General features: G+C 60.8%; 21 protein-coding genes. 10 read left to right on the top strand and 11 right to left on the bottom strand.

Annotated elements, in window-relative coordinates:
• Positions 1 to 29 precede the first annotated feature (29 nt).
• Complete coding sequence (locus CFE47_RS15220) at positions 30 to 1,424, top strand: MATE family efflux transporter (RefSeq protein WP_286838183.1); 1,395 nt, start codon at positions 30 to 32, stop codon at positions 1,422 to 1,424.
• On the opposite strand, the gene tusA is transcribed toward CFE47_RS15220, so the two are convergent.
• Both tusA and rlmM read right to left on the bottom strand, forming a co-directional pair.
• Positions 1,421 to 1,672 (bottom strand): sulfurtransferase TusA, encoded by a 252-nt coding sequence (gene tusA, locus CFE47_RS15215; RefSeq protein ID WP_286838181.1) that lies wholly within the window; start codon positions 1,670 to 1,672, stop codon positions 1,421 to 1,423. The genes CFE47_RS15220 and tusA overlap by 4 nt on opposite strands.
• A 143-nt stretch (positions 1,673 to 1,815) precedes the next feature.
• Positions 1,816 to 2,892, bottom strand: a complete 1,077-nt coding sequence (rlmM, locus tag CFE47_RS15210; protein ID WP_286838179.1) for a 23S rRNA (cytidine(2498)-2'-O)-methyltransferase RlmM — start codon at positions 2,890 to 2,892, stop codon at positions 1,816 to 1,818.
• 196 nt (positions 2,893 to 3,088) lie between these two features.
• Between rlmM and acnA the strand changes: the two genes are divergently transcribed.
• Entirely contained in the window at positions 3,089 to 5,830 is a 2,742-nt protein-coding gene (gene acnA, locus CFE47_RS15205) for an aconitate hydratase AcnA (RefSeq protein ID WP_286838177.1), read from the top strand.
• A gap of 125 nt (positions 5,831 to 5,955) precedes the next feature.
• Here the strand turns inward: acnA and CFE47_RS15200 are convergent, their stop codons facing one another.
• Positions 5,956 to 6,891, bottom strand: coding sequence for an aspartyl/asparaginyl beta-hydroxylase domain-containing protein (locus tag CFE47_RS15200; RefSeq protein ID WP_286838174.1), 936 nt, complete (start codon positions 6,889 to 6,891; stop codon positions 5,956 to 5,958).
• 109 nt (positions 6,892 to 7,000) lie between these two features.
• A complete protein-coding gene (gene cysK / locus CFE47_RS15195; protein ID WP_286838171.1) occupies positions 7,001 to 7,975 on the bottom strand; it encodes a cysteine synthase A in 975 nt (324 codons plus the stop codon).
• 126 nt (positions 7,976 to 8,101) lie between these two features.
• Between cysK and CFE47_RS15190 the strand changes: the two genes are divergently transcribed.
• The 3 genes from CFE47_RS15190 to CFE47_RS15180 all read left to right on the top strand — a co-directional run bounded on the left by CFE47_RS15190 (position 8,102) and on the right by CFE47_RS15180 (position 11,438).
• Positions 8,102 to 9,178, top strand: a complete 1,077-nt coding sequence (locus CFE47_RS15190) for a DUF748 domain-containing protein (RefSeq protein WP_185709392.1) — start codon at positions 8,102 to 8,104, stop codon at positions 9,176 to 9,178.
• A 236-nt stretch (positions 9,179 to 9,414) separates the two neighbouring features.
• The gene (locus CFE47_RS15185; protein ID WP_003210690.1) at positions 9,415 to 10,260 is read left to right on the top strand and encodes an AAA family ATPase; all 846 of its coding nucleotides are present in this window, start codon (positions 9,415 to 9,417) and stop codon (positions 10,258 to 10,260) included.
• The gene (locus CFE47_RS15180) at positions 10,260 to 11,438 is read left to right on the top strand and encodes a vWA domain-containing protein (RefSeq protein ID WP_286838170.1); all 1,179 of its coding nucleotides are present in this window, start codon (positions 10,260 to 10,262) and stop codon (positions 11,436 to 11,438) included. The genes CFE47_RS15185 and CFE47_RS15180 overlap by 1 nt, the downstream gene beginning before the upstream one ends.
• Before the next feature lie 118 nt (positions 11,439 to 11,556).
• Here CFE47_RS15180 and CFE47_RS15175 read toward each other — a convergent pair whose 3' ends face one another.
• From CFE47_RS15175 to CFE47_RS15165, 3 genes are read right to left on the bottom strand one after another with little or no spacing between them, the layout of a single operon-like run.
• Positions 11,557 to 12,465, bottom strand: coding sequence for a 5-oxoprolinase subunit C family protein (locus tag CFE47_RS15175; RefSeq protein ID WP_286838168.1), 909 nt, complete (start codon positions 12,463 to 12,465; stop codon positions 11,557 to 11,559).
• Positions 12,462 to 13,166, bottom strand: coding sequence for a 5-oxoprolinase subunit PxpB (gene pxpB / locus CFE47_RS15170; RefSeq protein ID WP_286838167.1), 705 nt, complete (start codon positions 13,164 to 13,166; stop codon positions 12,462 to 12,464). Before pxpB ends, CFE47_RS15175 begins: the two co-directional genes overlap by 4 nt.
• A complete protein-coding gene (locus CFE47_RS15165) occupies positions 13,163 to 13,903 on the bottom strand; it encodes a 5-oxoprolinase subunit PxpA (RefSeq protein WP_286838166.1) in 741 nt (246 codons plus the stop codon). The genes pxpB and CFE47_RS15165 overlap by 4 nt, the downstream gene beginning before the upstream one ends.
• A 176-nt stretch (positions 13,904 to 14,079) precedes the next feature.
• Between CFE47_RS15165 and CFE47_RS15160 the strand changes: the two genes are divergently transcribed.
• Positions 14,080 to 15,000 (top strand): LysR family transcriptional regulator, encoded by a 921-nt coding sequence (locus CFE47_RS15160; RefSeq protein ID WP_286838165.1) that lies wholly within the window; start codon positions 14,080 to 14,082, stop codon positions 14,998 to 15,000.
• 110 nt (positions 15,001 to 15,110) lie between these two features.
• Here the strand turns inward: CFE47_RS15160 and CFE47_RS15155 are convergent, their stop codons facing one another.
• The 3 genes from CFE47_RS15155 to CFE47_RS15145 are packed head-to-tail and all read right to left on the bottom strand — an operon-like array spanning position 15,111 to position 16,993.
• Entirely contained in the window at positions 15,111 to 15,653 is a 543-nt protein-coding gene (locus CFE47_RS15155) for a DUF2937 family protein (protein WP_286838164.1), read from the bottom strand.
• A gap of 11 nt (positions 15,654 to 15,664) precedes the next feature.
• Positions 15,665 to 16,441, bottom strand: coding sequence for a class II glutamine amidotransferase (locus tag CFE47_RS15150; RefSeq protein ID WP_286838162.1), 777 nt, complete (start codon positions 16,439 to 16,441; stop codon positions 15,665 to 15,667).
• 21 nt (positions 16,442 to 16,462) lie between these two features.
• The gene (locus tag CFE47_RS15145; protein WP_185709400.1) at positions 16,463 to 16,993 is read right to left on the bottom strand and encodes an MFS transporter; all 531 of its coding nucleotides are present in this window, start codon (positions 16,991 to 16,993) and stop codon (positions 16,463 to 16,465) included.
• A 24-nt stretch (positions 16,994 to 17,017) separates the two neighbouring features.
• Between CFE47_RS15145 and CFE47_RS15140 the strand changes: the two genes are divergently transcribed.
• Together CFE47_RS15140 and CFE47_RS15135 are read left to right on the top strand one after the other, a co-directional pair.
• Positions 17,018 to 19,060, top strand: coding sequence for a S9 family peptidase (locus CFE47_RS15140; RefSeq protein ID WP_286838161.1), 2,043 nt, complete (start codon positions 17,018 to 17,020; stop codon positions 19,058 to 19,060).
• 66 nt (positions 19,061 to 19,126) lie between these two features.
• The gene (locus CFE47_RS15135; protein ID WP_286838160.1) at positions 19,127 to 19,600 is read left to right on the top strand and encodes a cyclic nucleotide-binding domain-containing protein; all 474 of its coding nucleotides are present in this window, start codon (positions 19,127 to 19,129) and stop codon (positions 19,598 to 19,600) included.
• On the opposite strand, the gene CFE47_RS15130 is transcribed toward CFE47_RS15135, so the two are convergent.
• Entirely contained in the window at positions 19,597 to 19,875 is a 279-nt protein-coding gene (locus tag CFE47_RS15130) for a hypothetical protein (protein ID WP_185709403.1), read from the bottom strand. The two genes, CFE47_RS15135 and CFE47_RS15130, sit on opposite strands and share 4 nt — an antisense overlap.
• Positions 19,876 to 19,952: 77 nt before the next feature.
• On the opposite strand from CFE47_RS15130, the gene CFE47_RS15125 reads away from it, so the two are divergent.
• Together CFE47_RS15125 and CFE47_RS15120 are read left to right on the top strand one after the other, a co-directional pair.
• Complete coding sequence (locus CFE47_RS15125) at positions 19,953 to 20,639, top strand: spermidine synthase (protein WP_207045443.1); 687 nt, start codon at positions 19,953 to 19,955, stop codon at positions 20,637 to 20,639.
• A gap of 61 nt (positions 20,640 to 20,700) precedes the next feature.
• On the top strand, positions 20,701 to 21,075 hold the full coding sequence (locus tag CFE47_RS15120; protein ID WP_017736286.1) for a YajD family HNH nuclease: 375 nt from the start codon (positions 20,701 to 20,703) through the stop codon (positions 21,073 to 21,075).
• Positions 21,076 to 21,156 lie beyond the last annotated feature (81 nt).

Genomic DNA, 21,156 nt, shown 5'->3' with positions numbered 1-21,156 from the left:
GTTCCCCCCTTATTCCTGGACACCCGTACGTGAACACTGCCACCGCCCTCCTCACCCGCCCTGCCCGCATCAGCCGGGAAGTGCGCGACCTGCTGAAGCTCGCCCTGCCGATCATGATCGGCCAACTGGCCACCACTGCCATGAGCTTTGTCGACGCGGTGATGGCCGGGCGAGTCAGCCCGCAGGATCTGGCGGCGGTGGGCCTGGGCAATTCGATCTGGATTCCGGTGTACCTGCTGATGACCGGCACGTTGCTGGCCACGACGCCGAAAGTCGCCCAGCGCTATGGCGCCGGTCAATTCAGTGAGATCGGGCCATTGGTGCGTCAGTCACTGTGGTTGGCCTTGGTGGTGGGGATCACAGCCGCCTTGTTGCTGTTGTGCGCCGAACCTATTTTGCACGCGATGAAGGTTGAGGCCGACTTGATCAAGCCCTCCATGGGCTACCTGCACGGGATCGCCGCCGGCATGCCGGCCATCGCCTTCTATTACGTGTTGCGCTGCTTCAGTGACGGCCTGGGACGCACCCGGCCGAGCATGGTCATGGGCCTGTGTGGCCTGGCGCTGAATATTCCGCTGAACTACATCTTCATCTATGGCCACCTGGGCGTGCCGGCCATGGGCGGCGTCGGCTGTGGCTGGGCCACGGCCATTGCGATGTGGGTGATGATGCTCGGCCTGGCGGGCTGGACGCGTTTTGGCCCGGCTTACCAGAGCAGTGAATTGTTCAAGCGTTTCGACTGGCCGCAATGGGCGGTGATCAAGCGCGTGCTGAGCATCGGCCTGCCCATTGGCATCGCGATCTTTGCCGAGTCGAGCATCTTCGCGGTGATCGCCCTGCTGATCGGCAGCCTGGGGGCCACGGTGGTGTCGGGGCATCAGATCGCCCTGAACGTCAGCTCCCTGGTGTTCATGATTCCCTACTCACTGAGCATGGCCGTCACCGTACGCGTGGGCCAGGCCCTGGGCCGTGGCGAGCCGCGTGAAGCGCGCTTCGCGGCAGGAATCGGCATGGGTACGGCGTTGGCGTACGCCTGCCTGTCGTGCAGCCTGATGCTGGTGTTTCGCGAGCAGATTGCCGCGATCTACACCCCGGACCCGGTGGTGATTCACCTGGCCTCGACGTTGATCGTGTTTTCCGCGCTGTTCCAGTTTTCCGATTCGATCCAGGTCACGGCTGCCGGTGCGTTGCGGGGCTATCAGGACACCCGGGTAACCATGGTGCTGACGCTGTTTGCCTACTGGGGCGTGGGGCTACCGGTAGGTTACGCGCTGGGGCTGACCGACTGGTTCGGCGAACCCAGCGGCCCAAGCGGTTTGTGGCAAGGGCTGATCGTGGGCCTGAGTTGCGCAGCGGGGATGCTGCTGGTGCGCCTGGCGCGCAGTGCACGCCGTTACATCCGCGCAGCCAAGGCGCCCGGTTAGGCGGACTTCTTGCGAATCCAGTACAGGTAAGTGCCGGCCTGTTCCTGCTGATCCACCAGTTCGTGGTCCAGGAATACGCAAAACTTGGGAATATCGCGACGGGTGGACGGGTCGGTCGCGATCACCTTGAGCAAGCCGCCTGGCGGCAGGTCACGAATGTGCTGGTGCAGCATCATCACCGGCTCGGGGCAGTTGAGGCCGGTGGCGTCCAAGGTGCCGTCGACGGGTAGATCCTGGGGTTGGCTCATCTCTCACTCCTTAAACCGGCCCGCCCTTATGTGGGAGCGGGCTTGCCCGCGATGACCGGGGCATATTCAACATAGGTATCGACAGTTATACCGCTATCGCAGGCAAGCCAGCTCCCACATTTTGAGCGGTGCTGGGCTTGCGATCAGCGGTTCTTGGGTTTCTTGGCCGTTTCCAGCCGACGCAAATGGCAGGTCACTTCCTCACGGTCGTGGTACAGCTGCTTGCAGCCAATTTCCACCCGAATGCCCCGCGCCTTGAAGCCCTCCTCGATGCGCTCCAGCAAACGCTTCACCTCGGCATATCGCTGTTTCATCGGCAACTTCAAGTTCACCACCGCCTCGCGGCAATGCCCTTCACCGATCCAGGTTTCCAGTAGTGCGGCATTGCGCGCAGGTTTCTCGACGATGTCACACACCATCCAGTCCACCGGCTGCTTGGGCACGAAGGTAAAGCCGTCGGCCATCAAGTGTTGCACCAGGCCCGTGTCCATCAAGCTTTCGGCCATGGGGCCGTTGTCGATGGCGGTCACCAACATGCCACGGTTGACCAGTTGCCAGGTCCAGCCGCCGGGTGCTGCGCCGAGGTCGACACCGGTCATGTCGCCATGCAGGCGTTCGTCCCATTGGTCGCGAGGGATGAAGTGGTGCCAAGCCTCTTCCAGCTTGAGGGTCGAGCGGCTCGGCGCCTCACGCGGGAATTTCAAGCGCGGGATACCCATCGGCCACATCGCCGAGTTGTTCGACTCGGCCAGGCCCATGAACACTTCGCGGCCACTCTTGAAGGTCAGCAGCAGGCGCGGCTTGTTCGGATCGTCCACCAGCTTGCCGGCGTTCAACAACGCCTTGCGCAGGTGCACTTCGAATTTCTTGCAGAAGTTCGAAAGCTCTTTGCCATCATTGGTGTCGACCATCTCCAGCCACAGGCTGCCGCACACCGGGAAGCCTTGCAGGTGGGCAAGGATGACGCTGATACGGTCGGTTTCCGGCAGGTCGATAAAAACCCCGCGCGCCCACTGCCTTGGGAAGATCAGCTCGGCAAAGCGCTGGCCGTGCATCAGGCGCTGGGCGCCGTCTTCTTCGGTGCAGACAAATTCGGCGCAGGCGCTGCCGGTCTTGGCCTTGGCATAGCCAGAAACGTTCAGGCGCGCGGCGTGTTCCGCGATCTCGGAACAGACTTCACCTTCAAAACCCGGGCGGCAGTGCATAAAAAGGGTGTTCATCAACTCTCCTGGTGACTCGACAGACGATGCGCTATCGCAATGTCTGTCATGAAAACGCGCGCATGATAGCTGAGTTCGGAACCTTGGACTTAACCATAGAGTCCAGTTATTAGCCTGCTAATGAAAACAGGGCTAACGTGATAGCTCTGTTCGTCCCGTCAGGTCCGTAGCCGTGCGGACCATAAGGAGTCGCGTCATGTCATCGCTTGATAGCCTGAGAACCCTTAAGACCCTTGAAATAGACACTAAAACCTACCACTACTTCAGCCTGCCCGAAGCCGCCAAGAGCCTGGGCGACCTGGACAAACTGCCAATGTCCCTCAAGGTGCTGCTGGAAAACCTGCTGCGCTGGGAAGACAACAAGACTGTCACCGGCGCCGACCTCAAGGCCATTGCCGCCTGGCTCAAAGAGCGCCAGTCCGACCGCGAGATCCAATACCGCCCCGCCCGCGTGCTGATGCAGGACTTTACCGGCGTGCCCGCCGTGGTCGACCTGGCCGCCATGCGCGCCGCCGTGGCCAAGGCCGGTGGCGACCCGCAGCGCATCAACCCGCTGTCGCCGGTGGACCTGGTGATCGACCACTCAGTGATGGTCGACAAGTTCGGCAACGCTGACGCGTTCGAGCAGAACGTCGACATCGAAATGCAGCGCAACGGCGAGCGCTACGCCTTCCTGCGCTGGGGCCAAAGCGCCTTCGACAACTTCAGCGTAGTGCCACCGGGCACCGGCATCTGCCACCAGGTCAACCTCGAATACCTGGGCCGCACTGTGTGGACCAAGGACGAAGACGGTCGCACCTATGCGTTCCCCGACACCCTGGTGGGCACCGACTCCCACACCACCATGATCAACGGCCTCGGCGTCCTCGGCTGGGGCGTGGGCGGGATCGAAGCGGAAGCGGCGATGCTCGGCCAGCCGGTGTCGATGCTGATCCCGGAAGTGATTGGCTTCAAGCTCACCGGCAAATTGAAGGAAGGCATCACCGCCACCGACCTGGTGCTGACCGTGACCCAGATGCTGCGCAAAAAAGGCGTGGTGGGTAAGTTTGTCGAATTTTACGGCGACGGCCTGGCCGACCTGTCCCTGGCGGACCGCGCCACCATCGCCAACATGGCCCCGGAATATGGCGCCACCTGCGGCTTTTTCCCGGTGGATGAGGTGACGCTGGACTACCTGCGCCTGTCCGGTCGTCCGGCAGAAACCGTGAAGTTGGTGGAGGCTTACACCAAAGCCCAGGGCTTGTGGCGCAACGCGGGCCAGGAGCCAGTGTTCACCGACAGCCTGGCACTCGACATGGGCAGCGTCGAAGCCAGCCTCGCCGGGCCAAAGCGCCCGCAGGACCGCGTGGCATTGCCGAATGTCGGCCAGGCGTTCAGTGACTTCCTCGACCTGCAGTTCAAACCCACCAACAAGGAAGAAGGCCGCCTGGAAAGCGAAGGCGGTGGCGGTGTCGCCGTGGGCAATGCCGATCTGGTGGGCGAAACCGACTATGAGTACGACGGCCACACCTATCGCCTGAAAAACGGCGCCGTAGTGATCGCCGCGATCACCTCCTGCACCAACACTTCCAACCCCAGCGTGATGATGGCTGCCGGGCTCGTGGCTAAAAAAGCCGTGGAAAAAGGCCTGACGCGCAAGCCCTGGGTAAAAACCTCGCTGGCCCCTGGCTCCAAAGTGGTCACCGACTACTACAAGGCGGCGGGGCTCACCCAGTACCTCGACAAGCTCGGCTTCGACCTGGTGGGTTATGGCTGCACCACCTGCATCGGCAACTCCGGTCCGTTGCCCGAGCCGATTGAAAAGGCCATCCAGAAAGCCGACCTCGCCGTGGCTTCGGTGCTGTCCGGCAACCGCAACTTCGAAGGACGCGTGCACCCCCTGGTAAAAACCAACTGGCTGGCCTCACCGCCGCTGGTGGTGGCCTATGCGTTGGCCGGCACCGTGCGCATTGATATCAGCAGCGAGCCGCTGGGTAACGATCAGGACGGCAAGCCGGTGTACCTCAAGGACATCTGGCCTAGCAGCAAGGAAATTGCCGACGCCGTGGCACAGGTCAGCACCGGCATGTTTCACAAAGAATACGCCGAGGTGTTTGCCGGTGATGAGCAATGGCAGGCCATCGAAGTACCGCAAGCCGCGACCTACGTGTGGCAGAAGGACTCCACCTACATCCAGCACCCACCGTTCTTTGACGATATCTCCGGGCCTTTGCCGGTGATCAAAGACGTCCGGGCCGCCAACGTACTGGCCCTGCTGGGCGATTCGGTGACCACCGACCACATCTCCCCCGCTGGCAATATCAAGGCCGACAGCCCCGCCGGCCGCTACCTGCGCGAACAAGGCGTGGAGCCACGCGACTTCAACTCCTACGGCTCACGCCGGGGTAACCATGAAGTGATGATGCGCGGCACGTTTGCCAATATCCGTATCCGCAATGAAATGCTCGGCGGCGAGGAAGGCGGCAACACGTTGTATATCCCGACCGGCGAGAAAATGGCGATCTACGATGCGTCGATGAAATACCAGGCCTCGGGCACGCCGCTGGTGGTGATCGCGGGCCAGGAATACGGCACGGGTTCAAGCCGCGACTGGGCGGCCAAAGGCACCAACTTGCTGGGGGTAAAAGCGGTGATCGCCGAGAGTTTCGAGCGCATCCACCGTTCCAACCTGGTGGGCATGGGCGTGTTGCCGTTGCAGTTCAAGCTGGATCAGAACCGCAAGACACTCAAGCTGAGCGGCAAGGAGAAGATCGATATCCTGGGGCTGACCGGCGCTGAGATCGTGCCTCGGATGAACCTGACACTGGTGATTACGCGGGAGGATGGCAGTACGGAGAAGGTCGAGGTGTTGTGCCGGATCGATACGCTGAATGAAGTGGAGTACTTCAAGGCGGGCGGCATCTTGCACTATGTACTTCGCCAGCTGATCGCCAGCTAAATAACACTGGAGATCAAATGTGGGAGCTGGCTTGTCTGCGATTGCGGCAAGCCAGCCAGCATGGGTTTTACTGACATACCGCTATCGCAGGCAAGCCAGCTCCCACAGTTTTGATAGTGCTCTGATCAGAACAACCACTTCCACAGCAGCACCAGCACAACCACCGCCAGCACTGGCCGCGCAATCCGGTAAGCCTTGGGATGCTTGCGCTTCCACTGCTTCACCACTCCACTGAACTTGTCGCTGAAGGTCTTGCTCCAGGCATACGCCTGGTTGATCCCGCCTACACGCTCGTCATCCAGGTTCTGTGGTGCAGTCGCACGACCCAGCTGCTTGCTGACCCAGCGGTTGACGCGGGTCATCAGGCCATTGCTCAGCGGCCGTTCGATGTCGCAGAACAGGATCACACGGGTGTGTTCGGTCTCGTTTTTCACCCAATGCACGTAGGTTTCGTCGAACATCACGTCTTCACCGTCGCGCCAGGCGTAGACCTGACCGTCGACGAAGATGCGGCAGTCGTCGGAATTTGGCGTGGACAACCCCAAGTGATAACGCAGGGAACCGGCGAACGGGTCGCGGTGCGGGTTCAGGTGGCTGCCACCCGGCAACAGCGCGAACATCGCACCTTTCACGTTGGGAATGCTGCTGACCAGGGCCACGGTTTTCGGGCACAGCGCCTCGGCCGATGGCAGTGGCTTGTCGTACCACTTGAGGTAGAAACGCTTCCAGCCCTTCTTGAAGAACGAACCGAAGCCGGCGTCGTTGTTCTTTTCGGCGGCGCGAATGTAACCCTCGTCGAACAGGTGCATCGCCTCTTCGCGGATCACTTCCCAGTTGTCCTTGAGCACGTCCAGTTCCGGGAATTTGCTGCGATCCAGGTACGGCTTGGACGGTACCGCCGAAAACAGGTACATCAAGGCGTTATACGGGGCGAACAGCGCCGAATGGTTGACGAATTGGCGCAACAACGGCAAACGGGCCTTGCCGCGCAAGTGCACATACAGCGTGCTGCCTATAAATAACGCCAGCACCGACAGTTTGGCGGCCAAAGAAAAGGTCATGCAGCAACTCCTGAAAATAAGCGCCTAGCCAACAGCAGACATAGCAGCCGGCCATGATAAACAGTTGGGCCAGTATGCAGAAGGCCCGGGTTATCGGCGCTGACTCAAATCAAGCCTGGTTTTCTTGCTCGGTAAACAAATCGCTGAACAGCATGCTCGACAGGTAACGCTCACCGGAGTCCGGCAGGATCACCACGATGGTCTTGCCCTGCATCTCCGGTTTCTCGGCCAGACGCACCGCCACGGCCATCGCCGCGCCGCACGAGATACCGCACAGAATGCCCTCTTCCTGCATCAGGCGCAGGGCCATGGCCTTGGACTCTTCATCGCTCGCCAGCTCCACCCGGTCAACCATCGACAGGTCGAGGTTCTTGGGCACAAAACCGGCGCCGATGCCTTGGATCTTGTGGGGGCTGGGCTTGATCTCATCACCGGCCAGCGCCTGGGTAATCACCGGCGACACAATCGGCTCGACGGCCACCGACAGAATCGGCTTGCCTGCAATGTTCTTGATATAGCGCGATACACCGGTAATGGTGCCACCGGTGCCCACGCCCGCCACCAGCACGTCAATTGCGCCATCGGTGTCGTTCCAGATTTCCGGGCCGGTGGTTTTTTCGTGGATCGCCGGGTTGGCCGGATTTTCGAACTGGCCCGGCATAAAGTACTGGGCCGGGTCGCTGGCAACGATTTCAGCAGCCTTTTCAATGGCGCCCTTCATGCCCTTGGCTGGCTCGGTCAGTACCAGTTCCGCGCCCAAGGCCTTGAGAACCTTACGACGCTCGATGCTCATGGACGCCGGCATGGTCAGCAGCAACTTGTAGCCACGGGCAGCGGCAACAAACGCCAGGCCGATCCCGGTGTTACCCGACGTCGGTTCTACAATGGTCATGCCCGGCTTGAGTTTGCCGGTGCTTTCCGCGTCCCAGATCATGTTGGCACCAATGCGGCACTTTACCGAGTAGCCTGGGTTACGCCCTTCGATCTTGGCCAGGATGGTCACGCCACGCGGTGCGATGCGGTTGATCTGAACCAGGGGCGTATTACCGATGGAGTGCGCGTTGTCTGCAAAGATACGGCTCATGACGGGTCCTATTTGGCGATTTCAGGAAGGCCACAAGGGTATGCCTCGTGTTGCAACGCGTCCAGTCAGAGGAACGTTGCGCCGCCCACAAGAGTCCATCTCCTACATGCACGGGAGAACAACCCAATGAAACGTCGCTACAGCTGGCTGCTATGGATCGTCGCCGGGCTGGTGGTGGTGCTGGTCGTCCTGGACCTCGCCCTGCCCTATCTGGTGCGTAACTACCTGAATGACAAGCTTGCCGATATGGGCGACTACCGCGGCCAGGTCTCCGATGTGGACGTGGCCCTGTGGCGCGGCGCGTACAGGATCAACGGCCTGGAGATCACCAAGGTCGACGGCAAGGTGCCGGTACCGTTCGTCAAAGCGCCGCTGATCGACCTGGCGGTGAGTTGGCCCTCACTGATCAACGACCATGCGGTGGTTGCCAGGGTGCGTTTTATCAACCCCGAGGTGAACTTCGTCGACGGCGGCGCGAACAAGCAGGCCTCCCAGACCGGTAAAGGCACCGACTGGCGTGCCCAATTGGGCAAACTGCTGCCGATCACCCTCGATGAAGTGCGCATCGAAGACGGCAAGATCGCCTTTCGCAACTTCAGTTCCAAGCCACCGGTGAACATCAACGCCACCCAGGTCAATGCCAGCTTCTACAACCTGACCAACGTGGTCGACGTCAAAGGCAAACGCGACGCCCGTTTCGAAGGCAAGGCGCTGCTGCAAGGCCAGGCGCCATTGGAAGCCACCGCCACCTTTGACCCGCTGAGCAATTTCGAGAACTTCGAGTTCCGCTTCCGCGCCAAGGACCTGCAACTCAAACGCATGAACGACTTTGCTTCGGCCTACGGCAAGTTCGACTTCAAGGCCGGCACCGGCGACGTTGTCATCGAAGCCCAGGCCGAAAAAGGCCAACTCACCGGTTATATCAAGCCACTGCTGCGGGACGTGGAAGTGTTCGACTGGAAGCAGGACGTTGAAAACAAAGACAAGAACATCTTCCGCTCGATCTGGGAGGCAGTGGTCGGTGCCAGTGAAACCGTGTTGAAAAACCAGCAAAAGAACCAATTCGCCACCCGTGTAGAGCTCAGCGGCAGCGTGCATCAGCAAAATGCCAGCGCGTTTTCCGCGTTTTTGGCGATTTTGCGCAACGGCTTCATCCAGGCCTTCACCGCACGCTACGAACAACCCAAGCCGAGCACAGACTAAAGTGTGGGAGCTGGCTTGCCTGCGATAGCGGTCTGTCAATTAAAGGTGTGTTGTCCGCTCCGCCGCTATCGCAGGCAAGCCAGCTCCCACAGTTGGATTTGTGCCAGGGTCAAACAAGGGTGCACCGCCAGATTGTGCCGTGACCGCCCATTCAGAGACTGAATAACCCGTCTGCGTTCACAGTCGCCGGGGCTGCGCGGTATAGTCCGGGCATTGATGAATGCGAGGAAACACCGATGAAGTTCGAAGGCACCCAGGCCTATGTGGCTACCGATGACCTGAAACTGGCCGTCAACGCCGCCATCACCCTGGAGCGGCCGCTGCTGGTCAAGGGCGAGCCCGGCACCGGCAAGACCATGCTTGCCGAGCAATTGGCCGAATCCTTCGGTGCCAAGCTGATCACCTGGCACATCAAGTCCACCACCAAGGCCCATCAGGGTTTGTACGAGTACGACGCGGTGAGCCGCTTGCGCGACTCGCAACTGGGTGTGGACAAGGTGCACGACGTACGCAATTACCTGAAAAAGGGCAAGCTCTGGGAGGCGTTCGAGTCCGAAGAGCGGGTGATCCTGCTGATCGACGAGATCGACAAGGCCGACATCGAGTTCCCCAACGACCTGCTGCAAGAACTCGACAAGATGGAGTTCTACGTCTACGAAATCGACGAGACCATCAAGGCCAAGAAACGCCCGATCATCATCATCACCTCCAACAACGAAAAAGAGCTGCCGGACGCGTTCCTGCGCCGCTGCTTCTTCCACTACATCGCCTTCCCCGACCGCACCACCCTGCAAAAGATCGTGGATGTGCACTACCCCGACATCAAGAAAGACCTGGTCAGCGAAGCGCTGGACGTGTTTTTCGACGTGCGCAAAGTGCCAGGCTTGAAGAAGAAACCTTCGACCTCCGAACTGGTGGACTGGCTCAAATTGCTGATGGCCGACAACATCGGCGAAGCCGTATTGCGCGAACGCGACCCGACCAAGGCGATCCCGCCGTTGGCCGGTGCCTTGGTGAAGAACGAGCAAGACGTGCAGTTGCTGGAGCGTCTGGCGTTCATGAGCCGTCGCGGTAACCGCTAATGTTGCTCAACCTGTTCAATGAAATGCGCGCCGCCAAGGTGCCGGTGTCGGTGCGCGAGCTGCTCGACCTGATCAACGCGCTGAAAATGCGCGTGACCTTCGCCGACATGGACGAGTTCTACTACTTGGCCCGGGCGATCCTGGTGAAGGACGAGCGCCATTTCGACAAGTTCGACCGGGCTTTCGGCGCGTACTTCAACGGTCTGGAAAAGCTCGACGATCACCTGCAGGCGTTGATCCCCGAAGAGTGGCTGCGCAAGGAGTTCGAGCGCTCGCTGAGCGATGAAGAACGTGCGCAGATCCAGTCCCTCGGCGGCCTCGACAAGTTGATCGAGGAATTCAAGAAGCGCCTGGAAGAACAAAAGGAACGCCACGCCGGCGGCAACAAATGGATCGGCACCGGTGGCACCAGCCCGTTCGGCTCCGGCGGCTACAACCCGGAAGGCATTCGTGTGGGCGACGCCGGCAAGCGCCAGGGCAAGGCGGTGAAAGTCTGGGACCAGCGCGAGTACAAGAACCTCGACGACCAAGTGGAACTGGGCACGCGCAACATCAAGGTCGCCCTGCGCCGGCTGCGCAAGTTCGCACGCCAAGGGGCTGCCGAAGAGCTGGACATCGACGGCACCATCGATCACACCGCACGCGATGCCGGCTTGCTGAATATCCAGATGCGTCCGGAGCGACGTAACACCATCAAGCTGCTGCTGTTGTTCGATATCGGCGGGTCGATGGATGCCCACGTGAAGATCTGCGAGGAACTGTTCTCGGCCTGCAAGACCGAGTTCAAGCACCTGGAGTACTTCTACTTCCACAACTTCGTGTACGAATCGGTGTGGAAAAACAACCAGCGCCGCACCTCGGAACGCACCTCAACCCAGGACCTGCTGCACAAATACGGCGCGGATTACAAAGTGATCTTTATCGGCGATGCGTCGATGGCGCCGTATGAGATTACTCAGGCCGGGGGTAGCGTCGAGCACTGGAACGAAGAGCCGGGGTATGTGTGGATGCAGCGCTTCATGGCCAAGTACAAGAAGCTGATCTGGATTAACCCGTACCCGAAGGACACCTGGGACTACACGGCCTCGACGGGGATTGTGCGGGAGTTGGTGGAAGACCAGATGTATCCGCTGACGCTTCGCGGGCTGGAAGAAGGGATGCGCTTTCTTTCCAAATAAATGGAGATCCAAATGTGGGAGCGGGCTTGCTCGCGAAGACGGTGTATCAGTCAAAGATGTATTCGCTGACCCACCGCATTCGCGAGCAAGCCCGCTCCCACATTTTTGAATTGCACTGTTATTTAAAGCGCTGCAAAAAGTTGAGGTGCTGCTGGTGTGCTGTCTCCTGCACCACCGGCGCCAACCGTACCTTTTCCCCTGGCAAGCACTGCGCCAACCGCGCCAGCGACAACGGCGTCAACGCCCCCAAACGCGGGTAACCACCAATCGTCTGCCGATCATTGAGCAACACAATCGGCTGACCATCAGGCGGTACCTGGATCGCGCCCAGCGGGATGCCTTCGGAAATCAACGACGGCCCCTGGTACTGCAACGGCGTGCCCAACAGGCGCATGCCCATGCGGTCGGCGCGACTGTCCAACGACCAGTCGGTGTTGAACGCATCGAACAGGCTCTGCCCGCTGAATTGGCCGATCTGGGCGCCGACAATCACATCCAACGGTGCCTTGGCCGGTAGCGTTGGATCGCCCAGCACTTTCATCGCCCCCCCCGTTCCGGAATAGACCAGGCGCCCGCCTTCGGCCAACGCCTTGCCAAACCCATCCACACCGCCCAGCTCCTCACGCACAACAGTGGCGCAGCTGCCGAGCACATCCGGCGCATCAAACCCGCCCGGCGCAGCCAGGTAAACCCGTGCACCGTTGAACGGCTGGGTGAAGCGCAAGCGCTGGCCCTTTTGCAGAATGAAGCTGCGACCGGGACTGATGGCGCGCTCGTCGATATAGGCGCCCAGGTCCGCACCGGCCAGGGCCAGCAGGCAATAGCCCTCGGCCTGCACAGTAAAACCGCCCAAGGTAATTTCCACTACTGGCGCATCGAGCGCATTGCCCAGCAGCCAGTTGGCCCACGACATCGACACCCAATCCAACGCACCGCCCTGGGTCACACCCAGGTGGCGCACGCCAAAGCGGCCAGCGTCCTGCAACAGGCACAGCGGCGTGCTGGCCTCGATCAACATGCGGCTCATGCCTGCGCCTCCAACGGCGTGTCATCGCCACCCAGGTTGATGAATTCGGCGTGATCGACGGGCTCGAAGCGCACCGTATCGCCGGGCTGCATCAGGCTGTAGCCGTCGCGTTCGCGGTCGAACAATTTGGCTGGGGTGCGGCCGATCAGGTTCCAGCCGCCCGGCGATACCACTGGGTAAGCGGCGGTTTGCCGTTCGGCGATACCGACACTGCCGGCTGCCACACGTTTACGCGGTGTGCTGAGGCGAGGCGTGGCGAGGATTTCATCCACCAGCCCCATAAAGGCAAAACCGGGGGCAAAGCCGAGGGCGAATACCTGGTATTCATGGGCGCTGTGGCGGCGGATCACGTCGTGCACCGACAGGCCGCTGCGCTGGCTGAGCAAGGTCAACTCGGGCCCGACGCTCAGGTCGTACCACACCGGCAACACATGGCACTGGCCACTGCCCTGGGCCTGGGGTTGCAGGTCGGTCAGGGCGTGCTCGATCAATGCTCGCGCCTGGGCGGGGCTCAACGCAGTGAGGTCGTAATGCACCATCAAGGTGGTGTAGGACGGCACCAGGTCCACCAGCGCATCACCAAACCCTTCGCGCAAGCGCTGAGTGGCAGCGAGCATCCACGGCATATTGGCTTCGGCGATCACATCAAATAAACGCACCATCAGGCAGTCGATGGCGACTACTTCAATCCTTGGCTTCATGCGGGCTTCAACGCCTCGCGAATACGCTGCACGGCGGCGATCGAACTGGCGTTGTCGCCGTGCACGCACAAGGTGTTGGCTTGAAGGACCAGCGGGGTGCCGTCACTGGCAATCAGCGGTTCGCTGCGGGAAATGGTCAGGGCTTGCTGCACGATGGTGTCGGAATCATGGTGCACGGCGCCGGGCAACTGTCGCGAAACCAAGTGGCCTTGTGTGTCGTAGGCACGGTCAGCGAAGGCCTCGAACCACAGGACCACGCCGAATTCATCGCCCAACGCCTGGGCTGCGCTGTTGTCGCGGGTGGCCAGCAGCATCAGCGGCAGGTCGCCGTACGCCGCCACGGCCTGGATCACCGCACGCAATTGCGCCGGGTTGGCCATCATGTCGTTGTACATCGCGCCGTGGGGTTTGACGTAGCTGACGCGGCCGCCTTGCGCGCGGCAAATACCGTCGAGGGCGCCGATCTGGTAGTGCAACAGGTCCTGGATTTCCTGGGAGGTATAGGCCATGGAGCGGCGACCGAAGCCTTGCAGGTCCTGGTACGCCGGGTGCGCGCCCACTTGCACGCCGTGCTTGAGCGCCAGGCTGACGGTCTTGCGCATGATGCTCGGGTCGCCGGCATGGAAGCCGCAGGCCACGTTGGCGCAATCAATGAACGGCATGACCTCGGCGTCCAGGCCCATGGTCCAGTTGCCAAAGCTTTCGCCGATGTCACAGTTCAGTAGAAGGCGGCTCACGGTAGGGTGCTCCTGTAGGCTTTATTTTTTTGTAGTGTGGGATTTTTTACGCAGAACTCGCAACTTGTCCTGAGCCCCCAACGACGCTTATCGTGGAATAACTCGATTTTTGGCGCCGACACCGTGCGGCGTCCAACTAATAAAAACCGATCCATGCATAAGAAAAAGTTGATCCCATGAATTTGAAGTTCCTCGAAACCTTCGTCTGGGTGGCCAAGCTCAAGAGCTTTCGCCTGACTGCCGAGAAGTTGTTCACCACCCAGGCGTCGATCTCCAGCCGCATTGCCGTGCTGGAAAGCGAACTGGGGGTGAAGTTGTTTCTACGCGATTCACGCGGCGTAAGCCTCACCCCGGAAGGTTTGAAGGTGCTCGATTACGCCGAGCAGATGATGGTGACCATGCAGGGGTTGAAGCAGTCCCTGGAAACCACCAGCAGCAAGGTCGGGCGCATTCGCATCGGTGCGATGGACACGGTGATTCACACCTGGCTCAGCCCGTTGGTGGCCGAATTGATGGACCATTTCCCGTTGGTTGAAATTGAATTGGTCGCCGATACTGCACTGAACCTCAGCGATCAGCTGCAAAAAGGCTTTCTCGACCTGATCCTGCAAACCGACCTGCTGCGCCTCGAAACCGTACGCAGCCTGGAGCTGGCCAGCCACCCCATGGCGTGGATCGTCGCCAGCCAATCGATCTACCACCGCGACTACGCGTCCCTCGCCGAACTGGCTCAGGAGCGCATCATTACCTACTCGAAAAACTCCCACCCGCATCAGGACGTGCTTAGCCTGATGCAGGCCAACGGCGTGGCTGCGCCGCGGATGAACTGCGTGAATTCGGTGTCGGCGATCACCCGGTTGCTACGTGACGGCTTTGGCATCGGCGCGCTGCCGCCGGTGCTGGTCATGGAAGAACTGGCGCGGGGGGAATTGGTGATGTTGCCGATGACGCAGAAACTGCCGAATTTGCAGGTGGTGGTGTCGTGGCGGGTGGGGGTGGAGTTGGTGGAGGAGATTGTGGGGTTGTGTCAGAAAGTGGTGGCACGGTATGCCGAAGAAGTCGGTGAAGAGCGGATGCTACTGACGAAATCAGATTAAAAACTGTGGGAGCTGGCTTGCCTGCGATAGCGGTGAACCAGCCACAGTTGTGTCATCTGGCAGACCGCTATCGCAGGCAAGCCAGCTCCCACATTTGACCGCGTTGGGCTTTAGAGACCTTTCAGGTCACGCTCTTCGATGGGTCGGCTCTGGCGCAAGCGCTTACCGCCCAACACCACCCAGTCGATCAGCCGGAACAGGCATTCGATGCCGAACGACAGCAACATCGCCCCGCCCAAGCCCCAGCCCATGGCCTCGGGCGTGAGCAGGATCTGGTAGCTGTAGCCATTCCAGGTCTCCTGGCGAATGTCTGGATCGGCCGCCACCGCCACTTGAAGCGCGCGGATGTACCACGGGCCTTGCATCGCCTGGAACTGCTTGTCCAACGCCACCTGGCGGTCAAGCATGGCGCCCAGGCTGCTGGCGTCGCTCTGGAACACCGGGTCATCGCTGGCACGGTAATGCGCAACCAATGCCTTCAAGTCTCCGTTGAAGAACTGCTGGGCGGTGGAGTCAAACCCGCGCAACCCGGTCTGAGCCTCGATCAGATGAGCTTCGACACGCTTGGCGTAGTCGTTGATAAACCCCGGCACTTGCACGCCAACCAACAAACCAATGGCAAACAACACCAACCGCAGATAGCTGAGCAACATGGTCGATATCCTTACTCGGTAATACCCTGGCTGACGCATTCACCGCGCCGCCACAGGCTCCATTGGCCCGGTTCGTAGCGGGTCCAGTTTTCGTTGTCGGTCAAAGGTTCGGTGGCGATCACCGTCACCACATCATTTGGCGTGGTTTCGGCCTGAAAATCGACGATTACGTCGACATCTTTCAAGCGCGCCGGGCCAAATGGGGCACGCCGGGTAATCTGCGCCAATTTGGTCGAGCAGTAGCAAAACAGCCAATCGCCATCGCTCAGCAGGCAGTTGAACACGCCTTTGCTGCGGTATTCGGAACAGGCCGCGATCAGGTCCGGCAGCACGTTTTCAATGTCGACCGGCTCCGGGAAGGCTTCGCGTATACGGTTGAGCAAATCGCAAAAGGCCGCTTCGCTGTCGGTATCACCCACCGGGCGGTAGAAGGTGGCGCGGGGATTGAAGTCTGCCAACTGGCCATTGTGCGCGAAACACCAGTTGCGCCCCCACAGTTCGCGCACGAACGGGTGGGTGTTGGACAGGCACACCTTGCCCACGTTGGCCTGGCGGATATGGCCGATCACCACTTCGCTTTTGATGGGATAGCGTTGCACCAGCAGCGCGACTTCCGACTCGCTGCTGGCGGCCGGGTCCTGGAACAGGCGCAGGCCGCGGCCTTCGTAGAAGGCGATGCCCCAACCGTCACGGTGGGGGCCGGTGCGCCCACCGCGCTGCATCAGCCCGGTAAAGCTGAACACGATATCGGTGGGGACGTTGGCACTCATGCCCAATAATTCACACATGCCAGGGCTCTCGCTACAACGTTAAAGGCGCGGTTCGACGCGCATGCCACTCACAGGCGCCGGACGGCGGAAAGGTTCGTCATCATCGTCAGGCTCAGCGGCCAACGCGGCGTCGGCGGCGGCCTTGCGCTCACGACGCGCCTTGGCGGCGCGCTCGATGGGCCAACGGATCAACACGATCACGATGTACACGGCAAACGCGATCATCGTGTACATGAACAAATCGGAAATGGCCCGCCAGGCGTTGTTGCCAACCTTGAGCACCAGGTCCAGCGCGGTGATGGCCACGGCCGGCGCAAACTGGGTCTTGACCGGGTCGACGATGGTCGGGCTGAACAGCAACACCGCCATCAGCAATTGCAGCGGCTCGCGCAACCAACGCCAGATCCAGCGGGTCATGCGCCACCACACCAACAGGCAGCCCAAAGCGGCGAAGGCGTAAAGGCCCCAAGCGGTCAGATAGTCGTTCTCGGTCATGGTGTCCATGGCAAGGCTGGCAAAGAGGCGGCTATGATAACGGCTTTTGCGTGTCGCGGCTGCAATGCCTGCCACCGTCCGCCAGACAGAGAGTGATCCATGCCTATATCGACCGCCCCGATTGCCCGCAAGGCCACTGGCCCAGACCCTTACGCCTGGCTGCAAGAGCGTGACAGCGCCGAGGTGCTCGATTACCTCAAGGCCGAAAACGCCTGGCAGGAAGCCCAACTCGCCGACCAGAAGGCCCTGCGCGAAACCCTGTTCGAAGAGATCAAGGGCCGCATCCTCGAAACCGACCTGTCCCTGCCCTCCCCGTGGGGCCCGTACCTGTATTACACGCGCACCACCGCCGGCGACGAATACGCCCGCCACTACCGCTGCCGTCGCCCCGCCGATGACAGCAACCAGGTGGACGACAGCAGTGAAGAGCTGCTGTTGGACCCGAACGTGCTGGCCAACGGCGGTTTCTTCTCGCTCGGCGCATTCAGCATCAGCCCCGACCACCAGCGCCTGGCCTACAGCCTGGATACCAGCGGTGAAGAGATTTACACCCTGTACGTGAAGGAATTGGCCAACGGCAAGGTCAGTGAACTGGAATTCCAGGACTGCGACGGCAGCATGACGTGGGCCAATGACAGCCTGACCCTGTTTTTTGGTGAACTGGACGACACCCACCGTCCGCACAAGCTGTATCGCTACCGCCTGGATGGCACGGCGGCGCAGGAAGTGTTCCATGAACCGGACGGGCGTTTCTTCCTGCACTGCTACCGCTCCAGCTCCGAGCGCCAACTGCTGCTGGCCCTGGGCAGCAAGACCACCAGTGAGATCTGGGCGCTGGACGCCGAGCAGCCACACCTGGACTTCACCTGCCTGGCACCACGGGTCGAAGACCATGAATACGATGTTGACCACGGCCAGCTGAATGGCGCGTGGACCTGGTTTATCCGCAGCAACCGCGACGGCATCAACTATGCGTTGTTCGTAGCGACCGACATTGGCGACGTGCCGACCGAGGCCGAGTGGCAGAACCTGATCCCCCACAGCGACGACGTGATGCTCGACGGCGTGAGCCTGAACGCCAGCGCCATGACCCTGAGCCTGCGCATCGGCGGCCTCCCGGTGATAGAAGTGCACCCAGAGGGTCTACCGGCCTACCGCGTGGAATTGCCCGACGCCGCCTACAGCCTCTACGTACAGAACAGTCTGGAATTTGTCAGCGACAAGATTCGCCTGCGCTACGAAGCGTTGAACCGTCCGGCGCAGGTACGCCAGCTGGAACTGACCAGTGGCACGCAGCACGTGCTCAAGGAAACCCCGGTACTGGGTGTGTTCAATGCCGACGATTACGTGAGCCAACGCCTGTGGGCCACTTCTGCCGATGGCACCCAGGTGCCCATCAGCCTGGTGGTCAAGCGCGACCAACTCGGCAAAGCCACACCGCTGTACCTGTACGGCTACGGCGCCTATGGTTCGAGCCTCGACCCGTGGTTCTCCCATGCGCGCCTGAGCCTGCTGGACCGGGGCGTGGCGTTTGCCATTGCGCACGTGCGCGGCGGTGGCGAGCTGGGCGAAGCCTGGTACCGCAACGGCAAGCAGGAGCACAAGCAAAACACCTTCAGCGACTTTATCGCCTGCGCCGAACACTTGATCACCGAGGGCCTGACTACCGCCAATCAACTGGCTATCAGCGGCGGCAGCGCGGGCGGCCTACTGATCGGTGCGGTGCTTAACCAGCGTCCGGAGCTATTCCAGGCGGCAATTGCCGAAGTGCCGTTCGTCGACGTACTCAACACGATGCTCGACCCGGAGCTGCCGCTGACCATCACCGAGTACGACGAGTGGGGCAACCCTGAAGAACCTGACGTGTATGAGCGGATAAAGGCCTATGCGCCGTACGAAAACGTCCGTGCCCAGGCCTACCCGCACCTGCTGGTGATCGCCGGCTACAACGACAGCCGCGTGCAGTATTGGGAAGCAGCCAAGTGGGTGGCCAAATTGCGCGATACCAAGACCGACGACAACCTGCTGTTGCTCAAGACCGAACTGGGCGCCGGCCACGGTGGGATGAGCGGGCGTTACCAGGGATTACGTGACGTAGCACTCGAATACGGATTTGTGTTCAAGGCGCTGGGGTTGATTTAGGAACTTAGCGCGGCGGCCCTGTCTGAACACAGGACCGCCCTTGTTTGATGGACCCAGATTGCAGCCATGCCACAACCGACCTTATTGAATAACGAAATTCGCGACATGCTGATGGACTGTGGCCTGTTCGATCCGCTGTTGCCGGAAGATTTCCACGTGGCCGCCGGCTACTTCAACATCAGCAGCATTGCCCGCGACGAGGTGATCTTTGTCGAAGGCGATGCCGGCACCTTCATGTGCATCATCCACAGCGGCCAGGTGGCGGTGCAAAAAACCAACAGCGATGGCCAACGCCTGACCATCGCCACCCTGCGCAGTGGCCGGGCCTTCGGCGAAATGGCGGTGCTCGATGGCGAGCGCCGTTCCGCCAGTTGCGTGGCGGCCAGTGACTGCGTGCTGCTGAACCTGGGCAAGGACTCCCTGGAAAAAATGCTCAACGAAGCACCCAGGGTCGCCGCCAAGATCATCCGCGCCATTGCCATCGCCCTGTCCAAGCGCTTGCGCATGGTCGATGGGCAACTGCTGTCCCAACAGATTTAACCGCCGGGCGTTTTCGGCTTGCTGTCGTTTTGCAGCAGGCCGGGCACCGTCTGATCCTTCGGCGGCGTCGGCAGCACGATAGGTACCAAGGCTGGCGAGCCGTTCGTCTTGGGCACGGCTGGCGGGGTGACTTGCGGGTACAACGTCGGCGTCGGGGTGCCCGGCGCGCCGGGTGTCGGGGCTGGCGCGACCGGTACGGTTTGCAACTCCTGAGCCTGCGCCGCACCCAATGCGAGCGCGCTCAACACAATGACCGTTAGAATGCTGCACTTCATCGATGGCTCCATGGCCTGACCGGAAAGTCACAAGGCTACTCCCAACCGCGCAAGAATGCCCTTCCAATGAGATTCCCATGAAACGTTTCGTTCTGCTGGACACCACCCCGATCCCCGACAACGGCGGTGCCTTGTGCCTGTTCGAATACGGTGAAGACTTTGTCATCAAGATCCAGGGCGGTGACGGCGGCCAATTGATGAACACGCGTATGCACGGCTCTGAAGATGCGTTGGCAGAAATTCCCTGCCGCAAGGTGGCCGGCCGTGCAGATTCGCGGGTGTTGATCGGCGGTTTGGGCATGGGCTTCACCCTCGCCTCGGCCCTCAAGCATCTGGGCAAGACGGCCGAAGTCGTCGTCGCAGAGTTGGTACCTGGTGTCGTGGAGTGGAACCGGGGTCCACTGGGAGAAAAATCCGGCCGCCCGCTGCTGGACCCGCGCACGGTGATTCGCATGGAAGACGTGGCCAAGGTGCTGCAGGCCGAGCCCCAGGGGTTTGACGCAATCATGCTCGACGTCGACAACGGCCCTGAAGGCCTCACGCAAAAAGCCAATAGCTGGCTGTACTCTGCCGGTGGCCTCGCCGCCTGTGCCAAGGCCCTGCGCCCCAAGGGTGTGCTGGCGGTGTGGTCGGCCAGTGCCGACAAGCTGTTCAGCGACAAACTGCGCAAGGCCGGCTTCAAGGCCGAGGAAGTGCAGGTGTTCGCCCATGGCAACAAGGGCACGCGGCATACCATCTGGATTGCCGAAAAGCTCAAGGGCTAATTACGCCGTGAACGGCTAGAATCAACCCTATCCGTGACCCACCCAAAAGACAGGAGCCATGATGAGCTCGACCAACCCGCCCTCCCACACCGCCAAGCTGGATCGCATCCTTGCCGATGCCCAGCGCGACCGCGAAATGGGCTACCGCGACAAAGCGTTGAAGATGTACCCCCACGTGTGTGGCCGCTGCACCCGTGAGTTTTCCGGCAAGCGCTTGAGCGAACTGACCGTGCACCACCGCAACCACAACCATGATGACAACCCCCAGGATGGCTCCAACTGGGAGTTGCTGTGCCTGTACTGCCACGACAACGAACACTCGCGCTACACCGACCAGCAGTACTTCAGCGAAGGCTCCACCAGCAGCCCGACGATTGCCAAGGCCACGCATAACCCGTTTGCGGCGTTGGCGGGGTTGATGAAGAAGGACGACTGATAGTTCGTCGCTGCCTGATCGGGCCTCATCGCAGGCAAGCCAGCTCCCACACTCGAATGCATTCCAACTTTGAAATGCAGT

Origin of the sequence: Pseudomonas sp. PGPPP1 (assembly GCF_002255865.1) — a bacterium.
In the GTDB taxonomy this organism is placed as follows: Bacteria; Pseudomonadota; Gammaproteobacteria; order Pseudomonadales; family Pseudomonadaceae; genus Aquipseudomonas; species Aquipseudomonas cremoris.
The sequence above is the reverse complement of the archived record's forward strand: the minus strand, read 5'-3'. Positions and strand labels throughout refer to the sequence as shown.